The sequence below is a fragment of the Streptomyces sp. Root431 genome, from assembly GCF_001426585.1.
Lineage (GTDB): Bacteria > Actinomycetota > Actinomycetes > Streptomycetales > Streptomycetaceae > Streptomyces > Streptomyces stackebrandtii.
In genome coordinates this window covers 531,777-552,009 of record NZ_LMEI01000001.1, presented here as the reverse complement: position 1 = coordinate 552,009, position 20,233 = coordinate 531,777, and the positions used below count along the sequence as shown (strand labels likewise).

Sequence of the window (20,233 nt, the reverse complement as noted above, 5' to 3'; positions counted from 1 at the left end):
CGTGGTGGACGACGACCGCGGCTCCGGCCGCCGTGAAAGCTGGGACGACGGGCTGATCGCCCGGCGGGCGAGCGAGAGGGCCGCCGCTGTGGCGGGGGACGACGTGCGGGACGTTCCGGAGGAGGACGCGCTGCCGCTGCTCGGCGGGAGTTACGGCGGTCCCCTCCGTACCCGGCTCGACGCCCTCCACGAACTCGTCGGCCTCTCCCGCACCCGCGTCGAGAGCGAGGCCCTCGCCGAGGCCGGGCGCGTCCTCGACGAAGCCGCCGCCCGCCAGCGGCTCTCCTCCCGGCACACCGTGATCGCCCTCGCCGGAGCCACCGGCAGCGGCAAGTCCACGCTCTTCAACGCCCTCGCCGGCGTCCCCGTCTCCGAGACCGGCCTGCGCCGCCCCACCACCTCCGCGCCCATCGCGCTCAGCTGGTCCGAAGGCGCCGCGGGACTCCTCGACCGGCTCTCCGTGCCCAGCCGGCTGCGCCGCCGCCCGCTCGCCGGCGGCGCGGCCGACGCCGAGCTCCAGGGCCTCGTCCTCGTCGACCTCCCCGACCACGACTCGGCGGTCACCGCCCACCGCGACCAGGTCGACCGGGTCCTCGGCCTCGTCGACGCCGTCATCTGGGTCGTCGACCCCGAGAAGTACGCGGACGCCGCCCTCCACGAGCGCTACCTCCGCCCCCTCGCCGGACACGCCGAGGTCACCTTCGTCGTCCTCAACCAGATCGACCGGCTCGGCACCGAGGCCGCCGACCTCGTCCTCGACGACCTGCGCCGCCTCCTCGACGAGGACGGGGTCGCGCTCGGCGAGCACGGCGAACCCGGCGCCACCGTCCTCGCCGTCTCCGCGCTCAGCGGCGAGGGCATCCCCGAACTGCGCGAATTCATCGGCCGTTTCGTCCAGGAACGCACCGCGCCCGAGCGCCGGCTCGCCGCCGACATCGACGCCGCCGCCGCCCGGCTGCGCCCCGCATACCTCGCCGACGGCCGCTCAGGCCTCGACGAGCGCGCCCGGGGGGACTTCGCCGACCGGCTCGCGGTCGCCGTCGGCGCCCAGGCCGCGGGGGAGGCCGCCGAGCGCGTCTGGCGCAGGGGAGCCATCCGCGCCTGCGGTACGCCCTGGCTGCGGCTCTACCGCTGGTACGAGCGGCTGCGCGCGCACGGCTCCACCGATCCGCGCCTCGACCCTCCCGTCGAGGACGAACTGACGGCGCGGCAGCGTGTCGAGCAGGCGGTGCGGATCGTCGCCGACGAGGCCTCGCGCGGGCTCCCCGCCCCCTGGGCGCAGGCCGTGCGGGAGGCGGCGGCACGCGGGGCCGAGGGGCTGCCGGAGGCCCTGGACGAGCTGACGGTGAGCATGGGCGACCCGGCGGCCCGGCCGCCCAGGCCCGCCTGGTGGCCCGCCGCGGTCCTCGCGCAGGTCGTGATGACGCTCCTGCAGATCTTCGGCGCCCTGTGGCTCGTGGGCCAGATCGTCGGTGTCGTGGAGCCCGGGCTCCTGCCGCCCGTCCTCGTGATGGTCGGTGGCATCGTCGGCGGTCCGCTCGTCGAATGGGCCTGCGAGGGCGCCGTGAAGGGCCCCGCGCGGCGGTACGGGCAGGAGGCCGAGCGCCGGTTGCGGGAGGCGGCCGCGGCCTGCGGCCGGGCCCGGGTGCTCGACCCGGTGGCGGCGGAGCTGATGCGCTACCGGGAGGTGCGCGAGCAGTACGCGACGGTGGTCGGCACCCGGCCCTCGGCGCGGGTGGTCGGCGGGCTCCGGTCCGGAGCGTCGCGCATGGGGGCGACGAGGGCGGGTGTGCGGGGGAGGTAGGGCGGGCGCCCTCGTCCGCGTATGCCGGGCGCCCTCGTCCGCGTATGCCGGGCTTCTCGGAGCTTCTTCCCTTTCGGGTGAGGGAGTTGTCCACAGTCGTCCGGTCGTCCACAGCTCCCGGCGGGGAGTTCCCCACTGCCCCCACCATGGTGCCGACCGAGAGAAACGCAGAGGTGGGGGCGGAACCATGAACGACACGACCGTGACGCTCGTCGGCAACGTGGCGACGGCGGTGGAGTACCGGGAGACGGCCGGGGGCGGGGTGGCGCGGTTCCGCTTCGCGGTGACCGCGCGGCGCTGGGACCGGGAGCGGGGGCTCTGGTCCGACGGGAGCACGAGCTTCTACACGGTGTCGGCCTGGCGGTCGCTCGGGGCGAATCTCGCGGCCTCGGTCTCCGTCGGGGAACCGCTCGTGGTGCACGGCCGGTTGAGGGTGCGGGAGGACGAGCGCGACGGGCAGCGCAAGACCTTCGTGGACGTGGACGCGCTGGCCGTCGGGCACGATCTGACGCGGGGAACGGCGGCCTTCCGGCGTGCGGCGAGGGCGGAGACCGGGCACCGCCCGGAGCAGGAGCCGACCCTCGTCCAGGCACCCGGCCGGCCGCCCGAACAGGACCCGTGGACCGAGGCCACGAAGCGGTTGGTGACCGCCTCCTGACCATGTGTTGTGGGGATTTGTCGACCAACTCGCCGGGGGGATAACGATTCTGAGACGGAATGGTTATCTGAACGTATGGCCGGGCACCGGGGGGTTCCGCGTCCATAGGATTCCCAGGTACTCATGTGGCACATGAGCCCATCGAGTCTGTGAGTCTGCTGGCGTGCGCTCCCCCCACGCGAATCGACGATGTTCGCGGAGCGGCTCGCCCGGAGGGGAAAGCAATGTTTTCAGTTCGTGGGCGTGGCGCTGCCCGCCTGGCCGCCGCGACCCTGGTCTCCGGCCTTGTCGCGGCTGGTGCGATAGCCACCGCCGGTCCGGCTTTCGCCGATGAGCCCGCCGGTACCGGCGGTGTCACGGCCAAGCTCGGCGGTTTGACGCCCGATGTCGGCGGCGTCGAGATCACCGAGAAGGACGGCTCCAAGTGGGGCGTCCAGGGTGGTCTCTTCAAGATGGAGGTTGCGGACGGGGGCACGCTCTTCACCTACTGCATCGACCTCCGCACCCCGGCCAAGCACGACTTCGACTACAAGGAAGTCGGCTGGGACGAGTCCTCCCTGCACAACAACGAGAACGCGGGCAAGATCCTCTGGATCCTGAAGAACGGCTACCCGGAGCTCTCCGCCGACCAGCTCGGCGCGAAGCTCGGCGTGGACCTCTCCAAGGGCGAGGCCGCCGCCGGCACCCAGGCCGCGATCTGGACGCTCTCCGACGACGTCACGGCGACGCCGAAGAGTGACGACGCCAAGAAGCTGACGGAGCAGCTCCTCAAGGACGCCACCACGCTGGAGGAGCCGAAGGCCTCCCTGGCCCTCTCGCCGTCCTCCGTCGCGGGCAAGGCCGGCGAGAAGCTCGGCCCGATCACCGTCACCACCAACTCCAAGCCGACCATCGCGATCGCCCCGGGTGCCCCGGCCGGCGTCAAGATCGTCGACAAGGCCGGCCAGCCGGTCACCGAGGCGAAGAACGGCGACGAGATCTTCTTCGACGTTCCCGCCGGCACCGCCGACGGCGGCGCCGAGCTGACCGCCGAGGCCACCGCCGAGGTCTCCCTGGGCCGGGCTTTCGTCTCCATCGACGGCCCCTCCCAGACGCTGATCCTCGCGGGCTCCACCGCCTCCACCGTCTCCGCCAAGGCCTCCGCGACCTGGGCGAAGCAGGGTCCCGTCCCGGCCGTCACGGTCGCGAAGGACTGCGCCAAGGGCGGCCTGGAGATCATCGCCTCCAACGAGGGCGACGAGGCCTGGACCTTCGACCTGAAGGGCACCTCGTACACGATCGCCGCCGGTGAGACGAAGACCGTGACGGTCCCGGTCGCCGAGGACGAGGCGTACAAGTTCACGATCACCGGTCCGAACGGCTTCGAGGAGACCTTCGAGGGCGTCCTGGACTGCAAGACGGCCACCCCGGGTCCGCAGCCCTCGGAGACCCCCACCACCACGGGTCCCTCGACCGAGCCGTCGGAGACCCCCTCCACGCAGCCCTCGACGGAGACCCCGTCGGCCGCTCCGTCGACCTCGGCCCCGACCGGTGACACCACCGGCACGACCGGCACCACCGGTGGCGGCGACCTCGCCGAGACCGGCAGCTCCAACGCGACCCCGATGATCGCCGGCATCGCCGCCGCGCTCGTCGTGATCGGTGGAGCCGCGGTGTTCATCCTCCGCAAGAAGAAGGCCGCCGGTCACTGACGGCGACCTCCGGTACCTGACGTCACGGAGTGATCCGCGTCACACGCGCTTCACTCCGTGACGTACCGCAGGACCACCGCACGGCCCTCGTACGGCCCCGATACGCATCCGCGTCCGGGGCGGTGCGGGGGCCGTCGCGCGTCCGGGGCCCCCTCGGCCTCGCCAGACGCCCCTCCAGGCGCCCCTCCGGGGCCCGCCCGGGTCGCCTCCGTGCCCCGCCCCCGGCCCTGCCCCAGCCCCGCCCCCGCCCCGATTCCGCGCCCTCTCCGCCCTCGCGCCGGTCTTACCGGTTTCCGCCTGAGGGTGGCGGTCAGGCAAGATGGGGTGTATCTGCCCACTCACTCTTCGCCGGACGGTTTCTCTTGGCTGAGTTCATCTACACCATGCGCAAGGCGCGTAAAGCGCACGGCGACAAGGTGATTCTCGACGACGTCTTCCTGAACTTCCTGCCCGGCGCCAAGATCGGTGTGGTGGGTCCGAACGGTGCCGGTAAGTCCACCGTTCTGAAGATCATGGCCGGGATCGAGCAGCCGTCCAACGGTGACGCGTTCCTCTCGCCCGGCTACAGCGTCGGCATCCTCATGCAGGAGCCGAAGCTCGACGAGTCGAAGACCGTCCTGGAGAACGTGCAGGACGGCGCCGCCGAGCAGATGAGCAAGCTCAAGCGCTTCAACGAGGTGGCCGAGCTCATGGCCACCGACTACAGCGACGAGCTCATGGAGGAGATGGGCAAGCTCCAGGAGGACCTTGACCACTCCAACGCCTGGGACCTCGACGCCCAGCTGGAGCAGGCCATGGACGCCCTGGGCTGCCCGCCCGGCGACTGGCCCGTCACCAACCTCTCCGGTGGCGAGAAGCGCCGTGTCGCGCTCTGCAAGCTCCTCATCGAGGCCCCGGACCTGCTCCTCCTCGACGAGCCCACCAACCACCTCGACGCCGAGTCGGTGAACTGGCTGGAGCAGCACCTCTCGAAGTACGCGGGCGCCGTGGTGGCCGTCACCCACGACCGTTACTTCCTGAACAACGTCGCCGAGTGGATCCTGGAGCTCGACCGCGGTCGCGCGATCCCCTACGAGGGCAACTACTCGACCTACCTCGACAAGAAGGCCACCCGCCTCAAGGTCGAGGGCAAGAAGGACGAGAAGCGCGCCAAGCGCCTCAAGGAAGAGCTGGAGTGGGTGCGGTCCAACGCCAAGGGGCGTCAGACCAAGTCCAAGGCCCGTCTCGCCCGCTACGAGGAGATGGCGGCCGAGGCCGACAAGATGCGGAAGCTGGACTTCGAGGAGATCCAGATCCCGCCGGGCCCGCGTCTGGGCTCCATCGTCGTCGAGGTCGAGAACCTCTCGAAGGCCTTCGGCGACAAGGTCCTCATCGACGACCTGAGCTTCACCCTGCCCCGTAACGGCATCGTCGGCGTCATCGGCCCGAACGGCGCCGGCAAGACCACGCTCTTCAAGATGATCCAGGGTCTCGAGACCCCGGACTCCGGCTCCATCAAGGTCGGCGAGACCGTCAAGATCTCGTACGTCGACCAGAGCCGCGCCAACATCGACCCCAAGAAGACGCTGTGGGCCGTCGTCTCCGACGAGCTGGACTACATCAACGTCGGCCACGTCGAGATGCCGTCCCGCGCGTACGTCAGCGCCTTCGGCTTCAAGGGCCCGGACCAGCAGAAGCCCGCGGGCGTGCTGTCCGGTGGTGAGCGCAACCGCCTCAACCTGGCGCTCACGCTCAAGGAGGGTGGCAACCTGCTGCTCCTCGACGAGCCCACCAACGACCTCGACGTCGAGACCCTGTCGTCGCTGGAGAACGCCCTCCTGGAGTTCCCCGGCGCCGCGGTCGTGATCTCCCACGACCGGTGGTTCCTGGACCGCGTCGCGACGCACATCCTCGCGTACGAGGGCGAGTCGAAGTGGTACTGGTTCGAGGGCAACTTCGAGTCGTACGAGAAGAACAAGATCGAGCGCCTCGGCGCCGAGGCGGCCCGTCCGCACCGCGCCACGTACAAGAAGCTGACCCGAGGCTGAGGTCAGTGACCAGGCACATCTACAGCTGTCCCCTGCGCTGGTCGGACATGGACGCCTTCGGGCACGTCAACAACGTCGTCTTCCTGCGGTACCTGGAAGAGGCGCGGATCGACTTCATGTTCCGGCTGGCGCCGGGGGACGGTTCCCCCTCGTTCTCCGGCGGGTCCGTCGTGGCCCGGCACGAGATCGACTACAAGCGGCCGCTGGTCCACCGGCACGAGCCGGTGACCATCGAGTCGTGGGTGACGAAGATAGGCGCGGCCTCGCTGACCATCGCGTACGAGGTCAAGGACGCGGACGTCGTGTACGTCCGGGCGTCCACGGTCGTCGTGCCCTTCGACCTGGAGGCACAGCGGCCGCGTCGGATCACCGACGAGGAGCGCGTGTTTCTCCAGGAGTACGTCGACGACGGGATGACGTCCGCCGCATGACCGTGCTCGCTCCGCTGCACTTCGCCGACGCCCGGGAGGCGGCGGCCCTCGCCGCCTTCCTGGGCCGGCTGGTCCACTACGACCGGGCCGCGGCCGTCCGCCTCCAGGCGGGCGGCGGGGCGCTGGCCGTCTTCGGGCGGCCGCCGTCCTTCGAGGTGCTCGCGATCCGTACGGCCCGGCTCGTCGACGCCGTCGACCTGGACGTCACCGTCTCCGCCGGCGAACTCCTCGAAGGCATCGAGGAGTCGGCCGGCAAGGCCGTCGTCCCGGACTCCGTCACCGGTCCGCCCTGGGCGGGCGTGCTGCCGCCCCGGGCCGGCTGGGAGCCCGTCGCCGGGCTGCCGTCCGCCGCCGAGATGCGGGGCGCGGTCGCCGCGGCCGTCGCCGAATTCCGGGCGCGCGACGAGGAGTTGCCCGAGGAGCAGCGGACCAGGACCGAGCGCGACCGCATCGGCCGCGAGATCTGGTCCCGGACCCTCGGCACCACCGGACTGCCCCTGCGGGCCGTGCACGCCGCGCAGTCCCTGGGCTTCCTGCCGCCCGTGCCGGACGCCCCGGTGGCGCTCTTCGCCTCCGGGCCGTGGCTCCGGCTGCGTACCCCGTACGGCTCGATCGCCCTCCGTACGGCCCCGATGTCCCTCATCGTCACGCCGGGATGAGCGCCATCGCTGACGTCGAGGTCGACGGGGCCCTCACCGGGGACGAGCTCAACGTCCTCTTCCACGCGGCCTGGCCCGGGCACCGGGACACCGACTTCGGTCCCGTCCTCGCCCGCAGCCTGCTCCGCGTCACCGCCCGCCGCGACGGGCGGCTCGTCGGGTACGTGAACGTCGTCGGGGACGGCGGCGTGCACGCCTTCCTCCTCGACACCACCGTCCACCCGGACGAGCGCCGGGCCGGTCTCGGCGTCGCCCTCGTCCGGGCCGCCGCCCACGCGGCCCGCGCCCGCGGCGCGCACTGGCTGCACGTCGACTACGAGCCCCACCTCACCGGCTTCCACGAGCGGTGCGGCTTCCGGCCCACGGCCGCCGGACTCATGGCGCTGAACGACCTCTAGGGACTCCGTCCGGCGGATCATGGCCCGGGGCGAACTGGTCCGGCCGACTACGTCCTGCGGCGCGGCCGTCGAGGCGCGGGCTCCGGCTCCGGGCGGCTCCAGTGGAGGCTCACGTGCCTCGCCCCCGCGGTGGCCGCCGTCAGGGTGATCACGGCCAGGAAGCCCGGGAGCCAGGGCGAGTTGGCGCCCTCCACGGCCGGGTTCACCCGGCGCCGCGGATCGTAGGCCACGCGGATCGTCCCGCCGTCCGGGGCGAGCCTGCGGTCCCTCGCCATCTTCGTCGGGTAGCCGCCCGGGCAGCGCAGCTCGTGGTGGTAGAGCGTGGTGTCGAGGCCGCCGTCGACGATGGCCTCGTGGACTTCCCCGGTGACCTTCACGACGACGCACTCGACGACCTCCGGCCGCGCGGCCGCCTGGTCCGCGGCGGACGCCGTCAGGAGCAGCCCGCCGACCAGCGCGAGCGCGCCGAAGAAGCCGGCGTTGCCGGTGACCAGCAGGAAGTACGTGACTCCCGCCGCGAGGACGACCGCCCCGCCGACCGAGACGGCGACCGTCGTGGACGGCGCCGACGCGCCGCCGAAGCACCAGACCGCCCAGCCGGCGAGGGCGAGCGCGCAGCCCGCCGGCAGGAACATCGCCGTCCGGGCCCGGCGCGCCTTCTTCGCCCTGCCCGCCTTCGTCTCCCGCGCCGGCTTCCCCGGTGATCCCGGCGATCCTGCTGCTCTCGGTGATCTCGACGGCATGGCCATCACCCCCAGGGAGGGACGTTTCCTCGCCCTCCCCGGTTTCGCCCTGCGTCAGCGCTCCGCGTCGTCCGGCCAGACCCCGATGTGGTCCTGCTCCAGTTCCAGCGCCACCCGGTGCTCCATCCCGAGCGCCTGCGTGTAGTCCGCCGGGAGCTGGAGCCGGCCGGCGCGGTCGAGCATCGCGTACTCCCGTGCCACCAGCGACTCCTGGCCCTGCTCGTCGACCTCGGTGCGGCGCAGCACCTCCGAGGAGGTGCGGCCGTCGCGGATGGCGACCGTGCGGCGGACCTCGGAGGCGACCGCCTGGTCGTGGGTGACGATGACGATCGTCGTGCCCAGTTCCTCGTTGGCGCGGCGGAAGGCCGCGAAGACCTGCTCGCCGGTGGCCGAGTCCAGCTCGCCGGTGGGTTCGTCGGCGAGGAGGACGGCGGGGTTGTTGGCGAGGGCGACCGCGATGGCCACCCGCTGCTGCTGGCCGCCGGAGAGCTGGTGCGGCCGCCGGTCCCTGACCTCCGCGATTCCCAGCATCGCGAGGAGCTCCTCGGCCCGCTCGGCCTTCCGCTTCGTCCGGCCGCCCCGCAACTGCATGGGCAGCGCGACGTTCTGAGCTGCCGTCAGGTACGGGAGGAGGTTGCGGGCGGTCTGCTGCCAGACGAAGCCGACGACCTCGCGGCGGTAGCGCAGCCGCTCCTTGCCGTCCATCCCGAGCAGGTCGCACCCCGCGACCCGCGCCGCACCGGCCGTCGGCACGTCGAGGCCGGCCAGGATGTTCATCAGCGTCGACTTGCCGGAGCCCGAGGCCCCGACGAGCGCCATCAACTCGCCCTCCTTCACCAGGAGATCGAGGCCCTGGAGCGCCTGCACCTCCACCCCGTCCGTGGTGAAGATGCGGACGAGACGGTCGCAGGCGATGAGCGCGTCGTGCCCGTACGAGGGCCGGTCGCGCCGTGCCGTCGCCCGCTGCTCCAGCTCCTCCAGCGTGGTGCCCGAGGCAGCGGTGGGGAGGGTCGTATCGGTCTTCGTCATCGTGCGTCTCCTGCCCTCAGTTCCTTGATGGAGCCCTTGCGTCCCGCCCACCAGGCCTGCCCCGCCGCCGCCAGTCCCGTCAGCAGGACGACGCCGAGCGCGGGCAGTGCCAGGGACCAGGGATCCGCCCGCAGAGGGGCGCTGTCCAGCGGCGCGAAGCCCGGCGCCGTCGCGAGCGCGAGCCGGAACAGGTCGATGCCCGGGGCGAGCAGCGGCACCGTCGCCCAGCCGACCAGCATGCCGCCGAGCGCGGCGAGGACCGCCTGCGGCAGTGCTTCGAGGCCGAGGAGCCGGCGCCCCTGCTTGCGGGTCAGGCCCATCGTCCGCAGCCGTGCGAGGAGCGTGTTCCGCTCCGGCGCGCTCTGCATCAGGGAGAGCAGCACCGCGACGATCGCGTAGCCGGCGCCCGCGCCGATGGCCGCCGCGTAGATCTCCTCCGCGCCCGTCTGGAGCGGCGAGTCCACGTAGGTGGAGCGGAGTTCGGTGCGGAGCGTCACGACGAAGTCGTCGGACTTCGCCCTCACGGCGGCGCGCAGGGCCGCCCCGTCCAGCGCGCCGTCCGCCGAGCTCCCCGTGACGAGCAGCGCGGTGGGCTGCGGGTGGGTCAGGTCGGCGGCGTTGACGACGAGGAAGTCCTCGCCGATCAGGGCGGGTGTGGTCGTCCGGACCGCGACGACCTTCACCCGGAACACCCCGGCCGCCGCCACGATCTCCAGCGGCTCGCTGCCGAGCCGCTCGGCGATGGCGGGCGAGGCGATCGCGGGCAGCACCCGCTCGGTGTCCGCGACGGCGTCCTTGCCGCCCTTCCCGGTCGACGCGAGCAGCTTCGCCGGGAACGGGCCGAAGTCGGTCCGGTCCGCGAGGCGGGCGTACGAGCCGGGCTCGACGCCGACGAGCGGCGCGCTCATCGGCTGGGCGGCGGTGCCCTGGAAGGACGGCATCGCCACTCCGTACTCGACCTGGATCGGGGCCAGGTCCCGTACTCCCGCCGTGTCGCGCACCGCCTCGGTGAGCCCGGGCGGCAGCGGTGTCCACTCGACCGATCCGTCGACGCGGGCGTCCGCGCCGGTCGCGAGGAGCGCGGCCCGGTCGCGGGCGTCGGCGACCCCGGCGAGGACCGAGCCGCCGAACGCGGCCGTGGTCAGCGCGAGGACCAGCGCGAGGAGCGGTAGGGCGCCCGTCGAGGACGAGCGTCCGGCCCTGGCCAGGGCCAGCGGGCCGACGGCCCCGCGCAGCCGGCGGGCGGGCCGGGCCAGCCACCGTAGCGGCAGCGGATAGACCCGTACGAGGACGAGCGCGGCGATCACGCCGACGAGCACCGGGGCGGCGCTCACGAGGTAGTCCCCGGAGTCGCCGGTGCCGCGCAGCCGCAGCGAGGCGACGGCGCCCACGGCGAGGACGAGCAGGGTGAGTTCCATGACGGTGCGGCGCCGGGAGGGCCGGGCGGTGAGCAGGTCGTCGCGTCCGCCGTGCAGGCGCGGGCGGCGGTGCAGGACGACGGCCCGCAGCGGCAGGACGAGCATCGCGAGGAGCGCGACGAGGACGGCGGCGAGGATCGAGGGGCCGAGGGGGAGCCCGGCGGGCGCGGCTCCCGCGTCGGGCGCGCCCGTCACTTCCGGGGGCCGTACGGTCGCCACCGCCAGGACCAGTCCGAGCGCGGCGGCCGGCACGGCCACCGCCGCGGTCTCGCCGAGCAGGCGCAGCCCGATGCCGGTCAGCGAGGCGCCGCGCGAGCGCAGCAGCGCCAGTTCGCTGTCGCGGCGGGCGGCGAAGAGGCCTCCGGTCATCGCGACGACGACGGCCGCGACCGCGCCGATCCCGAAGACGGCGACGGCCACGACGGGGTTGATCGCCTCGCGCATCGAGCGGAAGGAGCCGACGATCTCGTCGAGCTTGGTGGTGAGCGCGCCGGTGTTCCCCATGACCTGGCGCATCGAGACCAGGTCGGGCCCGGCGCTCGCCGAGCCGAGCGCGGCTTCGAGCCGGTCGACGTCCCGCGCGGTGAGGTGACCCGCCGTGGGCATGTACCGCCAGTAGGCCTCCGGCTCGCCGGTGGTGGAGAACATCCCGGGCGCCGAGGCGGGGGAGAGGAGCAGGGCCCCCTGCCAGTAGTACTTCACCTCGTCGCCGACGATCGGGGTGAGTGCCGGGGTGTGCAGCAGCGGCTCCACCGCCCAGTAGGCGGACTCGATGCCGCGCGGCTCCACGATGCCGGTGACGGTCAGGGCGACGGGCTCCGCGTTCACCACGCCGGGCACGTGCACGACCGAACCGGGCTTGATGCCGAGCGACTTCGCGGTCGCCGCGGTGACCACGGCCTCCGGGGCGCGCGCCGATCCGGCGGGCATTCTGCCCTTCCGTACCGTCGCGTGGGCGGTCAGGTCGGACGGGGAGGAGAGCACGAGTTCGGGGTTCAGGCCGTCGGGCCGGGGAAGCCACTTGTCGAGCCCGTCGATCCGCTTGATCGTACGGACGCCGTGGACGGTCTGCTTCGGGTCGGTCCGCAGCGGCTCGGGGAGCAGGGAGCGCAGTTTGTCCCGTTTGCCCAGGAGGACGGAGGGGGCCACGGTCGCCTCGCGCTCGGAGAGCGAGCCTCTCAGGCCGCCCGGCTGGGTCAGTTCGATGACGCTGTTGCGGGGTGCGGCGGCCTCGATCTCGTGCCGGAGGCCCTTCGTCTCGTACGCGTCGACGGCTCGGGGGAGCGCGGCGGCGAGGTAGACGGTGACCAGGACGAGAAGGCCGAGGGAGCAGGCGGCCCAGGGCGCGGTCCGCAGCCGGGTCCGCACCCAGGGGGCGACGGCGCGGGCGGGCCTGCCGGACCGGGTGGCCTTGTCGGACCGGGGCATGTCGGTGTTCTCCCTGCGTGCGGCGGTCATCAGTTCTCCCCCTGGTGGCGCAGGGTCACGACCGGGTCGGTGCGGCGCAGGGCGATCGCCGCGACGATCGCCAGCGGCAGCGCGGCGACGCCCGTGATGAGCAGCGCCACCTGGCCGAGGGGCAGCTCCACCAGGACCGGGGGCACGGGCCGGGCGGCCTGGCCGGTGAGGACGACGAGCGGGACGACGGCCCGGGCCAGGACCGTGCCGAGACCGATGCCGACGAGCAGGCCGACGGCGATGAGGACGCCCTGCTCGGCGGCGATGAGCCGGGCGAGGCGGCGCTGCGGGGTGCCGAGCGCCCGCAGCACTCCGAACTCGGAGGACCGCTCCCGCATCGAACCGGCCGAGCCGACGGCGAAGCCGACCGCGGCGAGCGCCGCCGCGGCGGCCGCCACTGCCATCAGAGCGGCGTTGGGTCCGGCGCCGAGCGGGTCGCCGAGCAGGTCGGCGGCGGTCTCGTCGCGTACGAGGACCTGCTTGGGGTCCGCGCTCGGACGGGCCCGCAGGGCCGCGGCGACCTCGTCGGCCCGGCCGGGCGCGACGGAGAGCCACCACTCGCTCGCGGGCACGCTCGCGGTCTCGTCGGTCGCCAGGTAGCGGTTGACCGAGGCCAGGTCGACGAGGATCGCGCCGCCGTCCTCGGGGGTGGCGACGGGCGTGGTGGCCGAGGCCCCCTGGGAGCCGGGACCGGTGGTCGGCAGCTCCTTGACCACTCGCGTGACGGTGATGCCGACGGGCTTGCCGCCGATGGAGATCTCGACCTTGTCCCCGGGCCTGGCGCCGGTCGCCGCCAGATAGGCCTCGGTGACCACGGCCGGCAGCCGGGCGGGCGCCTTCGGCCCGGGGGCGGTCAGCAGGATGGTGTAGTCCTCGGCCCCCCAGAACTTGTCCCCCGCCAGCTTGCCGATGACGGTGTACGCGACGGAGAACGGCGCGGGGCGGCCGCCGGGTCCCGCGGAGCCGGGACGGCGGGTCGTGGGGACGGCGACCGCGGGGTCGCCGTCCAGGGTCTGGTCGGCGGCGTGCGCCCAGTCGGCGAGGACCGTGGCCGGGGCGTGCGTCCGCGCGGCGCCGTCAGGGCCGACGGTGGTGAAGCGTTCGACGTTCAGGGTCTGCGCGTGCTGCTCGCCGTCGTCGACGCTGCCGATGACCTCCAGGCCGATGAGGGTGAGCATCCCGCCGGACCCCTTGGTTCCCGGGTTGCCGGGGCCTGCGGTCAGGGCGCCGAGGTCGAGGGTCAGCCGGTGCGTGCGGCCGTCGGACGGCAGCGCACCCAGGGCCTGGCGGTACGGGATGCCGTTCGGGTCCTCCACGACGGCCGTGACCCGGGCTACCGGGGTCCGGGCCGGGGCGACCGTGCGCAGGTCGACGGAGAGGCTCCGGGTGCCGGCGGGCAGCGGGAGCCCTGGGCGCTTCCCGGGCTCGGGGGCGAGCGGGGCGAGGAGGGAGGTCGTGGAGGACGTGCCGGCGAGGTCGGGGCGGAGCAGCAGCCCGCCCGCGGCCTTGCGGGTGTCCATGGCCAGGACGGTCGCGTTCTTCTCGGCGACGTCGGTCGTGACGCGGTGCACCGGCGCCACGGCCGTGACACCGGGCACGGCGGCCAGCTGCTCGGTCTGCGTCGGCTCGCCGGGACCGGCCGCGAGGACACGGACGTCCGCACCGGCCCGGAAGTCGGCCTGGTCCCGCTGCGAACGCTCCCAGGAGTTGCTCTGCGCGATGGCCAGCATGCCCATCGCCACGGCGAGGACGAGGAGGAGTACGGGGCCCGCGCCGCGCAGCGGCCGCCGGCTGAACTGCCAGCCGGCGAGGGCGGCGGAGAGGCCGCGCCCGCTCGCCGCGCGCCGCTCGGCCAGCTTGGCGGCGGGCGGCAGCAGACGCAGCGTCAGGACGGTGCCGGCGAGCAGGGCGAGGGCGGGCGCGGCGACGAGCACGGGGTCCACGGAGCCCCCGCCGTCCTCGCCCGACCCGAGGGTCGCGCCGGTGGAGGCGGGCCGCTGCAACTGCCAGTAGGCGACGGCGGCGATGGCGAGCAGCCCGATGTCCGCCCCGGCCCGTACGGGAGCGGGCAGCGTCCCGGAGCGGGACTTGCGCAGGGAGACGGCGGCGCCGTCGCCGGCGGCGAGCGCGGGGGCCACGACGGCCAGCGCGCAGCACAGCGCCACCGCGGCGGCGACCAGCCACACCTGGAGGGACGGCGTCGTGTCGAGCCGTACCCCGAGCGAGGAGAGCGCGGACCGCTCGGCGAAGAGCCGGGTCAGCGGACCGGTCAGGAGCGGGGCGGCGATCGCCGCGGGCAGCGCGAGCAGCAGCGCCTCGGCACCGGCGAGCCCGGTGATCCGGCGCCGCGAACCTCCGCGGGCCCGCAGCAGCGCCGTCTCCCCGGAGCGTTCGGTGCTGAGCAGCCGGGCCACGAGCAGCAGTGCGTACGCGGCGAGCAGCACCAGCTGCACGGCCACGATGAGGAGGGTCGAGCGGGAGACGGCGAGCGCCCGCTGGGTCTGCTCCAGGACGGTCGGGAGCGCGGTGGCCGCGGCGATCGTCGTCCCGAACGGCTCGGTGACGGAGGCCAGCTCCTTCGGCCCCTCGGTCGCCGAGGCGCGCAGGGCGTCCATCCTGTCGGTCGTGAGGCCGCTGAAGTCGGCGGTGGCGAGCCAGGACATGTCCCCGGCGCTGAGCGCTCCGGAGGCGGCGACGGCCGGGTCGACGAAGAGCGGTTCGTACGTCGTGAACGCGAGCGACCGCACGCCGCGACCGCCGGCCGGGTCGAGCTGCCAGTACAGGTCGGCGGTGTCGACGGGCCGGTAGACGCCGGTGATCCGGGTCTTCACCACTTTGCCTTCGGTGAGCCGGTCGTCGAGGGTGAGCACGGTCCCGGGCGTGACCCGGAGCCGTCGGGCGGCCTCCTCGGGGATCGCCGCCTCGACGACGCCGCCGGAGCGGGCGGCCGAGGGCCAGGCACCCCGGACGAGCGAGAGCCGCGAGCGGTCGAGGGCGGCGAAGCGGGTGAGGTCCGGATCCCCCTTGCGGGCGGCGGGCGGCTGAAGATGGCGGGGCAGCGCGTACGACCCGGAGCGTTCGAGGCGCCGTACCGTCACCGGCAGCCCCTCGAAGGTCTTCCGCGCGCCGTCGGCCACGGCCTTCTCGGCGCTCGCCCGCTTCTCGGGGGTCACCTGCCCGGTCACGCGCAGCGACGCGGCGGGGGCGGACCTTCCCTCGAGCCCCGCCTGCAGCGCCGCGTCCCCGATGGACGAGGAGAAGGCGGAGAGCGTGGCGAGCACGGTGGTGGTCAGCAGCACGGCGAGCAGCGCCGCGGCCAGCAACAGCCGGTGAGCCCTGACGCGCAGGAATATGAACCCCGTCACCCATCCCCCTGGAACCCTGAAACAACCTGCGGGCGCGTAACGCCGCGGAAAGTTCGCCGAAAGCCCATCGAGTCCCCCCGGACTTCCCTTGGACTCTTTCAGAGGGAACGTGCGGCTGGAAACCGCTTACGGACCGACCTTGATGCGATCGTGACCGTTAATCGGCGTTCCGTCTCCGGAATGTGTCCGTCCAGGGGTGGAGACGAGGCTGTGGGTGTGGGTAGGGAGGTGAGGGGCCGTCAGCCGGCCGTGTTCACCATCGAGGCCGCCGCGTAGGTGAGGTAACGCCACAGCTCCGCCTCGTGCTCGGGGGCGAGCTTGAGGTCGTCCAGGGCGTCGCGCATGTGGCGCAGCCAGGCGTCGTGGGCCGCCTGGTCCACGGTGAACGGCGCGTGGCGCATCCGGAGGCGGGGGTGACCGCGGTGGTCGCTGTACGTGCGGGGGCCGCCCCAGTACTGCATCAGGAAGAGGGCGAGGCGCTCCTCCGCGGGGCCGAGGTCCTCCTCGGGGTACATCGGGCGCAGCAGCGGGTCCGCCGCGACGCCCTCGTAGAAGCGGTGGACCAGGCGGCGGAAGGTCTCCTCGCCGCCGACCTGCTCGTAGAAGGTCTGCTCCTGCGTCGTATCCCCGGGAATCTCGTTCACCGTTCCATCGTCTCAGATGACCGGACCGAGGACCGGAGGCTTAGGACCGGTCCGGCGGATCATGACCGGAGGCCCCGGGACCGCCCGCCGGATGGCCGGGACCGTTCGCCGGAGGCCCCGGGACCGCCCGCCGGATGCCCGGGAGCGCTCGCCGGAGGCCCCCGGTGGCGGGAGAGTGGAGGCATGGCTGAGCCGTGGGGCGAGTTCGCCGGGGCCGGTGCGCGGGAGCGGCGGGCGCTCGTGCGGGAGATCGAGGCGGACGGAACGCTGTCCGACCCCGCCTGGCGGGCCGCCTTCGCCGAGGTCCCGCGCCACCTCTTCGTCCCCTCCTATTACGTCGCCGGGGCCGGCGGCTACGAGCGGCTCTGGGCCGGCGACCCCGACCCCGCACGGCGCGAGCGCTGGCTGCGCGGGGCCTACGCGGACACGGCGATCGCCACCCGCGTACGCGACGGGGAGCTGGTCTCCTCCGCCAGCCAGCCCTCCTTGATGGCGCTCATGCTCCAGGCCCTGGACGTACGCGACGGCGACGACGTCCTGGAGATCGGCGCCGGGACCGGCTACCACGCGGCCCTGCTCTGCCACCGGCTCGGCGAGCAGCACGTGACCACCGTCGACCTGGAGGAGGAGATCGCCGAGTCCGCCAGGAACCATCTCGCCGCCGCCGGGTACCGGCCCGCGGTGCTCGCCGCCGACGGCGCCCGCGGCTGCGCCGAACACGCCCCCTACGACCGGATCGTCGCGACCTGCGCGGTGCCCGCCGTCCCGCTCCCCTGGCTCGCCCAGTGCCGGCCCGGCGCCCTGGTCCTCGCCCCGCTCTCCACCGGGCTGATCCTGCTGCGGGTGCGCGACGGCAGCCACGCGGAGGGGCGGTTCCTGGAGACCTCGGCGTACTTCGTGCCGCTGCGGGGCGTCGCCGGGCGGCCCGTACCGCGCCACGGCCCCGCCGGGGACGAACGCTTCCGGTTCCTCAGCGGTCTCGTCGCCGAGGTCCTGGACAGACGCGAAGCGCTCTCGCTCTGGCTGCGCGAGGGGCGGCCTGAGCGGGAGCGCTTCGGGGTGACGGTCAGCGGCGACCGGCAGTGGGCCTGGCTGGACGAGCCCGGAGGGCCGTACGCCTGGCCCCTGCCCGCGGCCTGACGCCGAGGGCCGGGGCCTGCTTCAGCCGCGGCGGATCGTGATCGTCGTCCAGGCGCCGACGTGGACGCGGTCGCCCTCCTGGAGCTGGACGGGCACGTAGGGCTGGATCGGCTCCTCGCCGCCGTTGATCGTCGTGCCGTTGGTGGAGTTCTGGTCCACCACCGCCCACGAGCCGTCCGGCTGCTGCACGAGCACGGCGTGCTGGTGCGAGACGCCCGGGTCCTCCGGCGGCACCGACAGGTCGATGTCCGGGGACTCGCCGGTGGAGTGCCGGCGGCGGCCGATGGAGATCTGGTTGCCCTGGAGCGGCAGGTGCTTGTCCGGCGAGTACGCGGGCAGGTTGAGGCCGGAGGCCTCCGGCCCGCTGCGGTGCATCATCGCCATGAAGTACTCGCGGTCCGGGCCGATCACCGCGGTCCACCCCATGGGCGGCCGGGGCGGCTGGAACTGCTGCTGCGGCGGCTGGTGCTGCTGGTGCTGCTGCGGAGGCTGCTGCTGCTGAGGGGGCGGCGGCGGACCCTGGTGGAACTGCTGCTGCTGCGGCGGGGCCTGGTGCGGCGGGGCCTGGTGCTGCGGCGGCTGCGGGGGCTGCGGCTGAGACGGCGGCGACAGGACCCAGTCGTCGTCCGCGCGCGGCTGCGGCGGCGCGGGCGGGACCGGCGCCTGGACCGGGGCCTGGTGCGGCGGCGGAGCCTGGAGGTACGCGGGCGGCGCCGGCGGCTGCTGCACCGGCGGGCGCTGCGGCGGGGCCTGGTGGTGCGTGGGCTCGGCGCCCAGCGGCTCGGCCGGACGGTTCACCTGGGACGGCCGCGAGCCCTGGTACCCGAAGGGGTCCGGCTGCTGCGGCTGCGGGGGCTGCTGCTGCGGCGGGGCCGGCGGCGGGGACTGGAAGCCGGGCGGCAGGTTCAGGCCGGGCGGCGGCCCGGACTGCTGCGGGGCCAGCGGCGTGTACGAGGTCGCCGTGTTCGTGAGGAAGTTCCAGCGGCACTCCTCGCAGAACGGCGCCATGTGCTCACGCGGGGTACGGCACTGCGGGCAGAGCTCCGCCTGCGCGGTCGCGTTCGAGTCGCCCCCCGGGCCGAAGCCACCGGGAGCGCCGTGGCCACCGGGAGCGCCGTGGCCACCAGGAGCACCGTGGCCGCCGGGAGCGCCGGGCGGCGGACCCATCGGCGGCTGACCGGGGCCGCCGGGGCCCGGATAGCCGTACGCGGGCGGCGGCGGGGGAGGCGGCGGAACGGCACCCGCAGGCGCGCCCGCCCCGGCCATGCGATGGCCGCAGACCTCGCACCAGTCGTCGGAGACCGACTGGTGTCCGTTCGGGCAGGTCGGCATGTCGGTGCTTCCCCCTCTCGTCGTCCGGCCCGGCGGGCCGGGCTACCTCTTGACGCGAACGGTCTTGGTGGAGCGGGTCTCGAGTGTCATCTCGTCCGCTTCCGCGACCTTCGCCTTCAAACGCACAGTACCCGTCGCCGCGTCGACGACGTCGACCACCTTCGAAAGGAGTTTCGCCGTATCCGCGTTGCCGGAGGCCGCCGCGAGCTGCACCGCGCGGCCCAGTTTCGCCGTCGCGCCGTCGCGATCGCCCGATTTGCGGGCATCGAGACCCTGCTGGATGACGTCCGCGAGCTCCGCCTGCCCCGTGTAGTGCGCGACCTGCGGGTTGATCGACGTGGACATCGCCAGGTCGTCCGTCCACACCGCCCGTACCAGTCCTTGAGACAGCGGCCGGGGGTCGCCGCCCGCCGGGTCCAGGGCGATCAGGGAGACCCGGGCGGCGAGCATCTCCTGGCCGATCGCGGCCTGCGGGACGCGCACGCTCACGTGGTAGTCGCGGGACTCGTCGCCCCACGAGCCCGTCGGATAGTCCCCGGCGCGCGGCCCGGCCTCGGTGCGCCGGGCGGTCAGGTCCTCGACCGTCGGCGCCACCTGCTTCACGTACCCGATCTCGACCCCGACCGGCGTCCACAGGCGCAGCACGACGTCCGCGACGCCCTTGCCCATGGCCTGTTCCATCATCGTCGTGAAGTCGACGGCGAGACCGGCCGGGTCGGCGACGATGTCGGCCGTGCCGAGGAGCGCCGAGGCGATCCCGGTGACCTCCTTGACCTCCCAGTCGGTACCGACCCCGCGCGCGTCGCAGGTGAAGCGGCCCGCGCAGGCGTCCAGCGCGGCCCGCAGCTCCTCGGGCGACTCGTGCTCGTTGCGGCCGTCGGTGAGGAGGATGCCGTGCCGGATGGCGAGGTCGGCGGAGGAGAGCAGCCGGTCCGCGAGGCGCAGCCAGGTGCCGATCGCCGTGCCGCCGCCCGCGGACAGGCTCCGCAGTGCCTCCTTGGCCTCGGCGCGCGTCCGGGAGTCGGCGACGGCGAGCCCGCCGTTCCCCGGGTAGACCTCCTTCGCCACGTGCGTGCCGGCGACGACGGCGAAGGACGTGCCGTCGCGCAGGGTGTCGACGGCGGCGGCGGTCGCCTCCCGGGCGCCGCGCATCTTGGTGGCGGGGTAGTCCATCGAGCCGGAGCAGTCGACCATGATCACCACGCCGGCCGAGCCGCCGCCCGCGTATCCGGGGACGCCGGCCGCGCCGCTGGTGCCGCCGCCGGTCGAGGTGACCGTGACGATGGCGCTGACCTCGCGGCCGCCCTCCGGGAGGAACTCGTTCTGGTACACGTCCACGGAGAACTGCGGCACGGTCGGCTTGGAGAAGTTCGCCATCTGTTTCGGCTCCTCGGGCGACGACGGGAAAGAGAGCAAGGGGGAGGGGACAGAGGATC

At 73.8% G+C, this 20,233-nt stretch carries 15 protein-coding genes; 8 read left to right on the top strand and 7 right to left on the bottom strand.

The genetic code is table 11. From position 1 onward, the window contains the following. Position 1 precedes the first annotated feature (1 nt). The 7 genes from ASC82_RS02425 to ASC82_RS02395 all read left to right on the top strand — a co-directional run bounded on the left by ASC82_RS02425 (position 2) and on the right by ASC82_RS02395 (position 7,668). The gene (locus ASC82_RS02425) at positions 2 to 1,804 is read left to right on the top strand and encodes a GTPase (protein WP_056640708.1); all 1,803 of its coding nucleotides are present in this window, start codon (positions 2 to 4) and stop codon (positions 1,802 to 1,804) included. A gap of 187 nt (positions 1,805 to 1,991) precedes the next feature. Then, a complete protein-coding gene (locus ASC82_RS02420; RefSeq protein ID WP_056640705.1) occupies positions 1,992 to 2,462 on the top strand; it encodes a single-stranded DNA-binding protein in 471 nt (156 codons plus the stop codon). A 224-nt stretch (positions 2,463 to 2,686) separates the two neighbouring features. Continuing rightward, a complete protein-coding gene (locus ASC82_RS02415; protein WP_056640702.1) occupies positions 2,687 to 4,153 on the top strand; it encodes an LAETG motif-containing sortase-dependent surface protein in 1,467 nt (488 codons plus the stop codon). A gap of 362 nt (positions 4,154 to 4,515) precedes the next feature. After that, positions 4,516 to 6,180, top strand: a complete 1,665-nt coding sequence (ettA, locus tag ASC82_RS02410; protein WP_079037599.1) for an energy-dependent translational throttle protein EttA — start codon at positions 4,516 to 4,518, stop codon at positions 6,178 to 6,180. Between the two features lie 5 nt (positions 6,181 to 6,185). Continuing rightward, positions 6,186 to 6,611, top strand: a complete 426-nt coding sequence (locus ASC82_RS02405; RefSeq protein ID WP_056640701.1) for a thioesterase family protein — start codon at positions 6,186 to 6,188, stop codon at positions 6,609 to 6,611. Next, the gene (locus ASC82_RS02400; RefSeq protein ID WP_056640700.1) at positions 6,608 to 7,270 is read left to right on the top strand and encodes a hypothetical protein; all 663 of its coding nucleotides are present in this window, start codon (positions 6,608 to 6,610) and stop codon (positions 7,268 to 7,270) included. The genes ASC82_RS02405 and ASC82_RS02400 overlap by 4 nt, the downstream gene beginning before the upstream one ends. Continuing rightward, complete coding sequence (locus ASC82_RS02395) at positions 7,267 to 7,668, top strand: GNAT family N-acetyltransferase (protein WP_079038982.1); 402 nt, start codon at positions 7,267 to 7,269, stop codon at positions 7,666 to 7,668. The genes ASC82_RS02400 and ASC82_RS02395 overlap by 4 nt, the downstream gene beginning before the upstream one ends. 47 nt (positions 7,669 to 7,715) lie before the next feature. Here the strand turns inward: ASC82_RS02395 and ASC82_RS02390 are convergent, their stop codons facing one another. The 5 genes from ASC82_RS02390 to ASC82_RS02370 all read right to left on the bottom strand — a co-directional run bounded on the left by ASC82_RS02390 (position 7,716) and on the right by ASC82_RS02370 (position 16,325). Beyond that, positions 7,716 to 8,411 (bottom strand): hypothetical protein, encoded by a 696-nt coding sequence (locus tag ASC82_RS02390; RefSeq protein ID WP_157863425.1) that lies wholly within the window; start codon positions 8,409 to 8,411, stop codon positions 7,716 to 7,718. Positions 8,412 to 8,465: 54 nt separating this feature from the next. Beyond that, a complete protein-coding gene (locus ASC82_RS02385) occupies positions 8,466 to 9,440 on the bottom strand; it encodes an ABC transporter ATP-binding protein (protein ID WP_056640694.1) in 975 nt (324 codons plus the stop codon). Next, entirely contained in the window at positions 9,437 to 12,286 is a 2,850-nt protein-coding gene (locus ASC82_RS02380) for an FtsX-like permease family protein (RefSeq protein ID WP_056641475.1), read from the bottom strand. Before ASC82_RS02380 ends, ASC82_RS02385 begins: the two co-directional genes overlap by 4 nt. 29 nt (positions 12,287 to 12,315) lie before the next feature. Further along, positions 12,316 to 15,681, bottom strand: coding sequence for an ABC transporter permease (locus ASC82_RS02375; RefSeq protein WP_056640691.1), 3,366 nt, complete (start codon positions 15,679 to 15,681; stop codon positions 12,316 to 12,318). A 239-nt stretch (positions 15,682 to 15,920) separates the two neighbouring features. Then, positions 15,921 to 16,325: a globin gene (locus tag ASC82_RS02370; protein WP_056640686.1), complete on the bottom strand. Its 405-nt coding sequence runs from the start codon at positions 16,323 to 16,325 to the stop codon at positions 15,921 to 15,923. 183 nt (positions 16,326 to 16,508) lie between these two features. Between ASC82_RS02370 and ASC82_RS02365 the strand changes: the two genes are divergently transcribed. Then, complete coding sequence (locus ASC82_RS02365) at positions 16,509 to 17,465, top strand: methyltransferase domain-containing protein (protein ID WP_056640684.1); 957 nt, start codon at positions 16,509 to 16,511, stop codon at positions 17,463 to 17,465. A gap of 21 nt (positions 17,466 to 17,486) precedes the next feature. Here ASC82_RS02365 and ASC82_RS02360 read toward each other — a convergent pair whose 3' ends face one another. Continuing rightward, positions 17,487 to 18,797, bottom strand: coding sequence for an FHA domain-containing protein (locus ASC82_RS02360; protein ID WP_056640682.1), 1,311 nt, complete (start codon positions 18,795 to 18,797; stop codon positions 17,487 to 17,489). A 42-nt stretch (positions 18,798 to 18,839) separates the two neighbouring features. After that, positions 18,840 to 20,174, bottom strand: coding sequence for a VWA domain-containing protein (locus ASC82_RS02355; RefSeq protein ID WP_056640681.1), 1,335 nt, complete (start codon positions 20,172 to 20,174; stop codon positions 18,840 to 18,842). Between the last annotated feature and the right edge of the window lie 59 nt (positions 20,175 to 20,233).

Excerpts from the sequence above, each read along its gene's own strand:
- ASC82_RS02400 (WP_056640700.1), top strand. The coding sequence starts at position 6,608 with ATGACCGTGCTCGCTCCGCTGCACTTCGCCGACGCCCGGGAGGCGGCG.
- ASC82_RS02355 (WP_056640681.1), bottom strand. The coding sequence starts at position 20,174 with ATGGCGAACTTCTCCAAGCCGACCGTGCCGCAGTTCTCCGTGGACGTG.
- ASC82_RS02390 (WP_157863425.1), bottom strand. The coding sequence starts at position 8,411 with ATGCCGTCGAGATCACCGAGAGCAGCAGGATCGCCGGGATCACCGGGG.
- ASC82_RS02380 (WP_056641475.1), bottom strand. The coding sequence starts at position 12,286 with ATGCCCCGGTCCGACAAGGCCACCCGGTCCGGCAGGCCCGCCCGCGCC.
- ASC82_RS02395 (WP_079038982.1), top strand. The coding sequence starts at position 7,267 with ATGAGCGCCATCGCTGACGTCGAGGTCGACGGGGCCCTCACCGGGGAC.
- ASC82_RS02415 (WP_056640702.1), top strand. The coding sequence starts at position 2,687 with ATGTTTTCAGTTCGTGGGCGTGGCGCTGCCCGCCTGGCCGCCGCGACC.
- ASC82_RS02360 (WP_056640682.1), bottom strand. The coding sequence starts at position 18,797 with ATGCCGACCTGCCCGAACGGACACCAGTCGGTCTCCGACGACTGGTGC.
- ASC82_RS02420 (WP_056640705.1), top strand. The coding sequence starts at position 1,992 with ATGAACGACACGACCGTGACGCTCGTCGGCAACGTGGCGACGGCGGTG.
- ASC82_RS02365 (WP_056640684.1), top strand. The coding sequence starts at position 16,509 with ATGGCTGAGCCGTGGGGCGAGTTCGCCGGGGCCGGTGCGCGGGAGCGG.
- ASC82_RS02385 (WP_056640694.1), bottom strand. The coding sequence starts at position 9,440 with ATGACGAAGACCGATACGACCCTCCCCACCGCTGCCTCGGGCACCACG.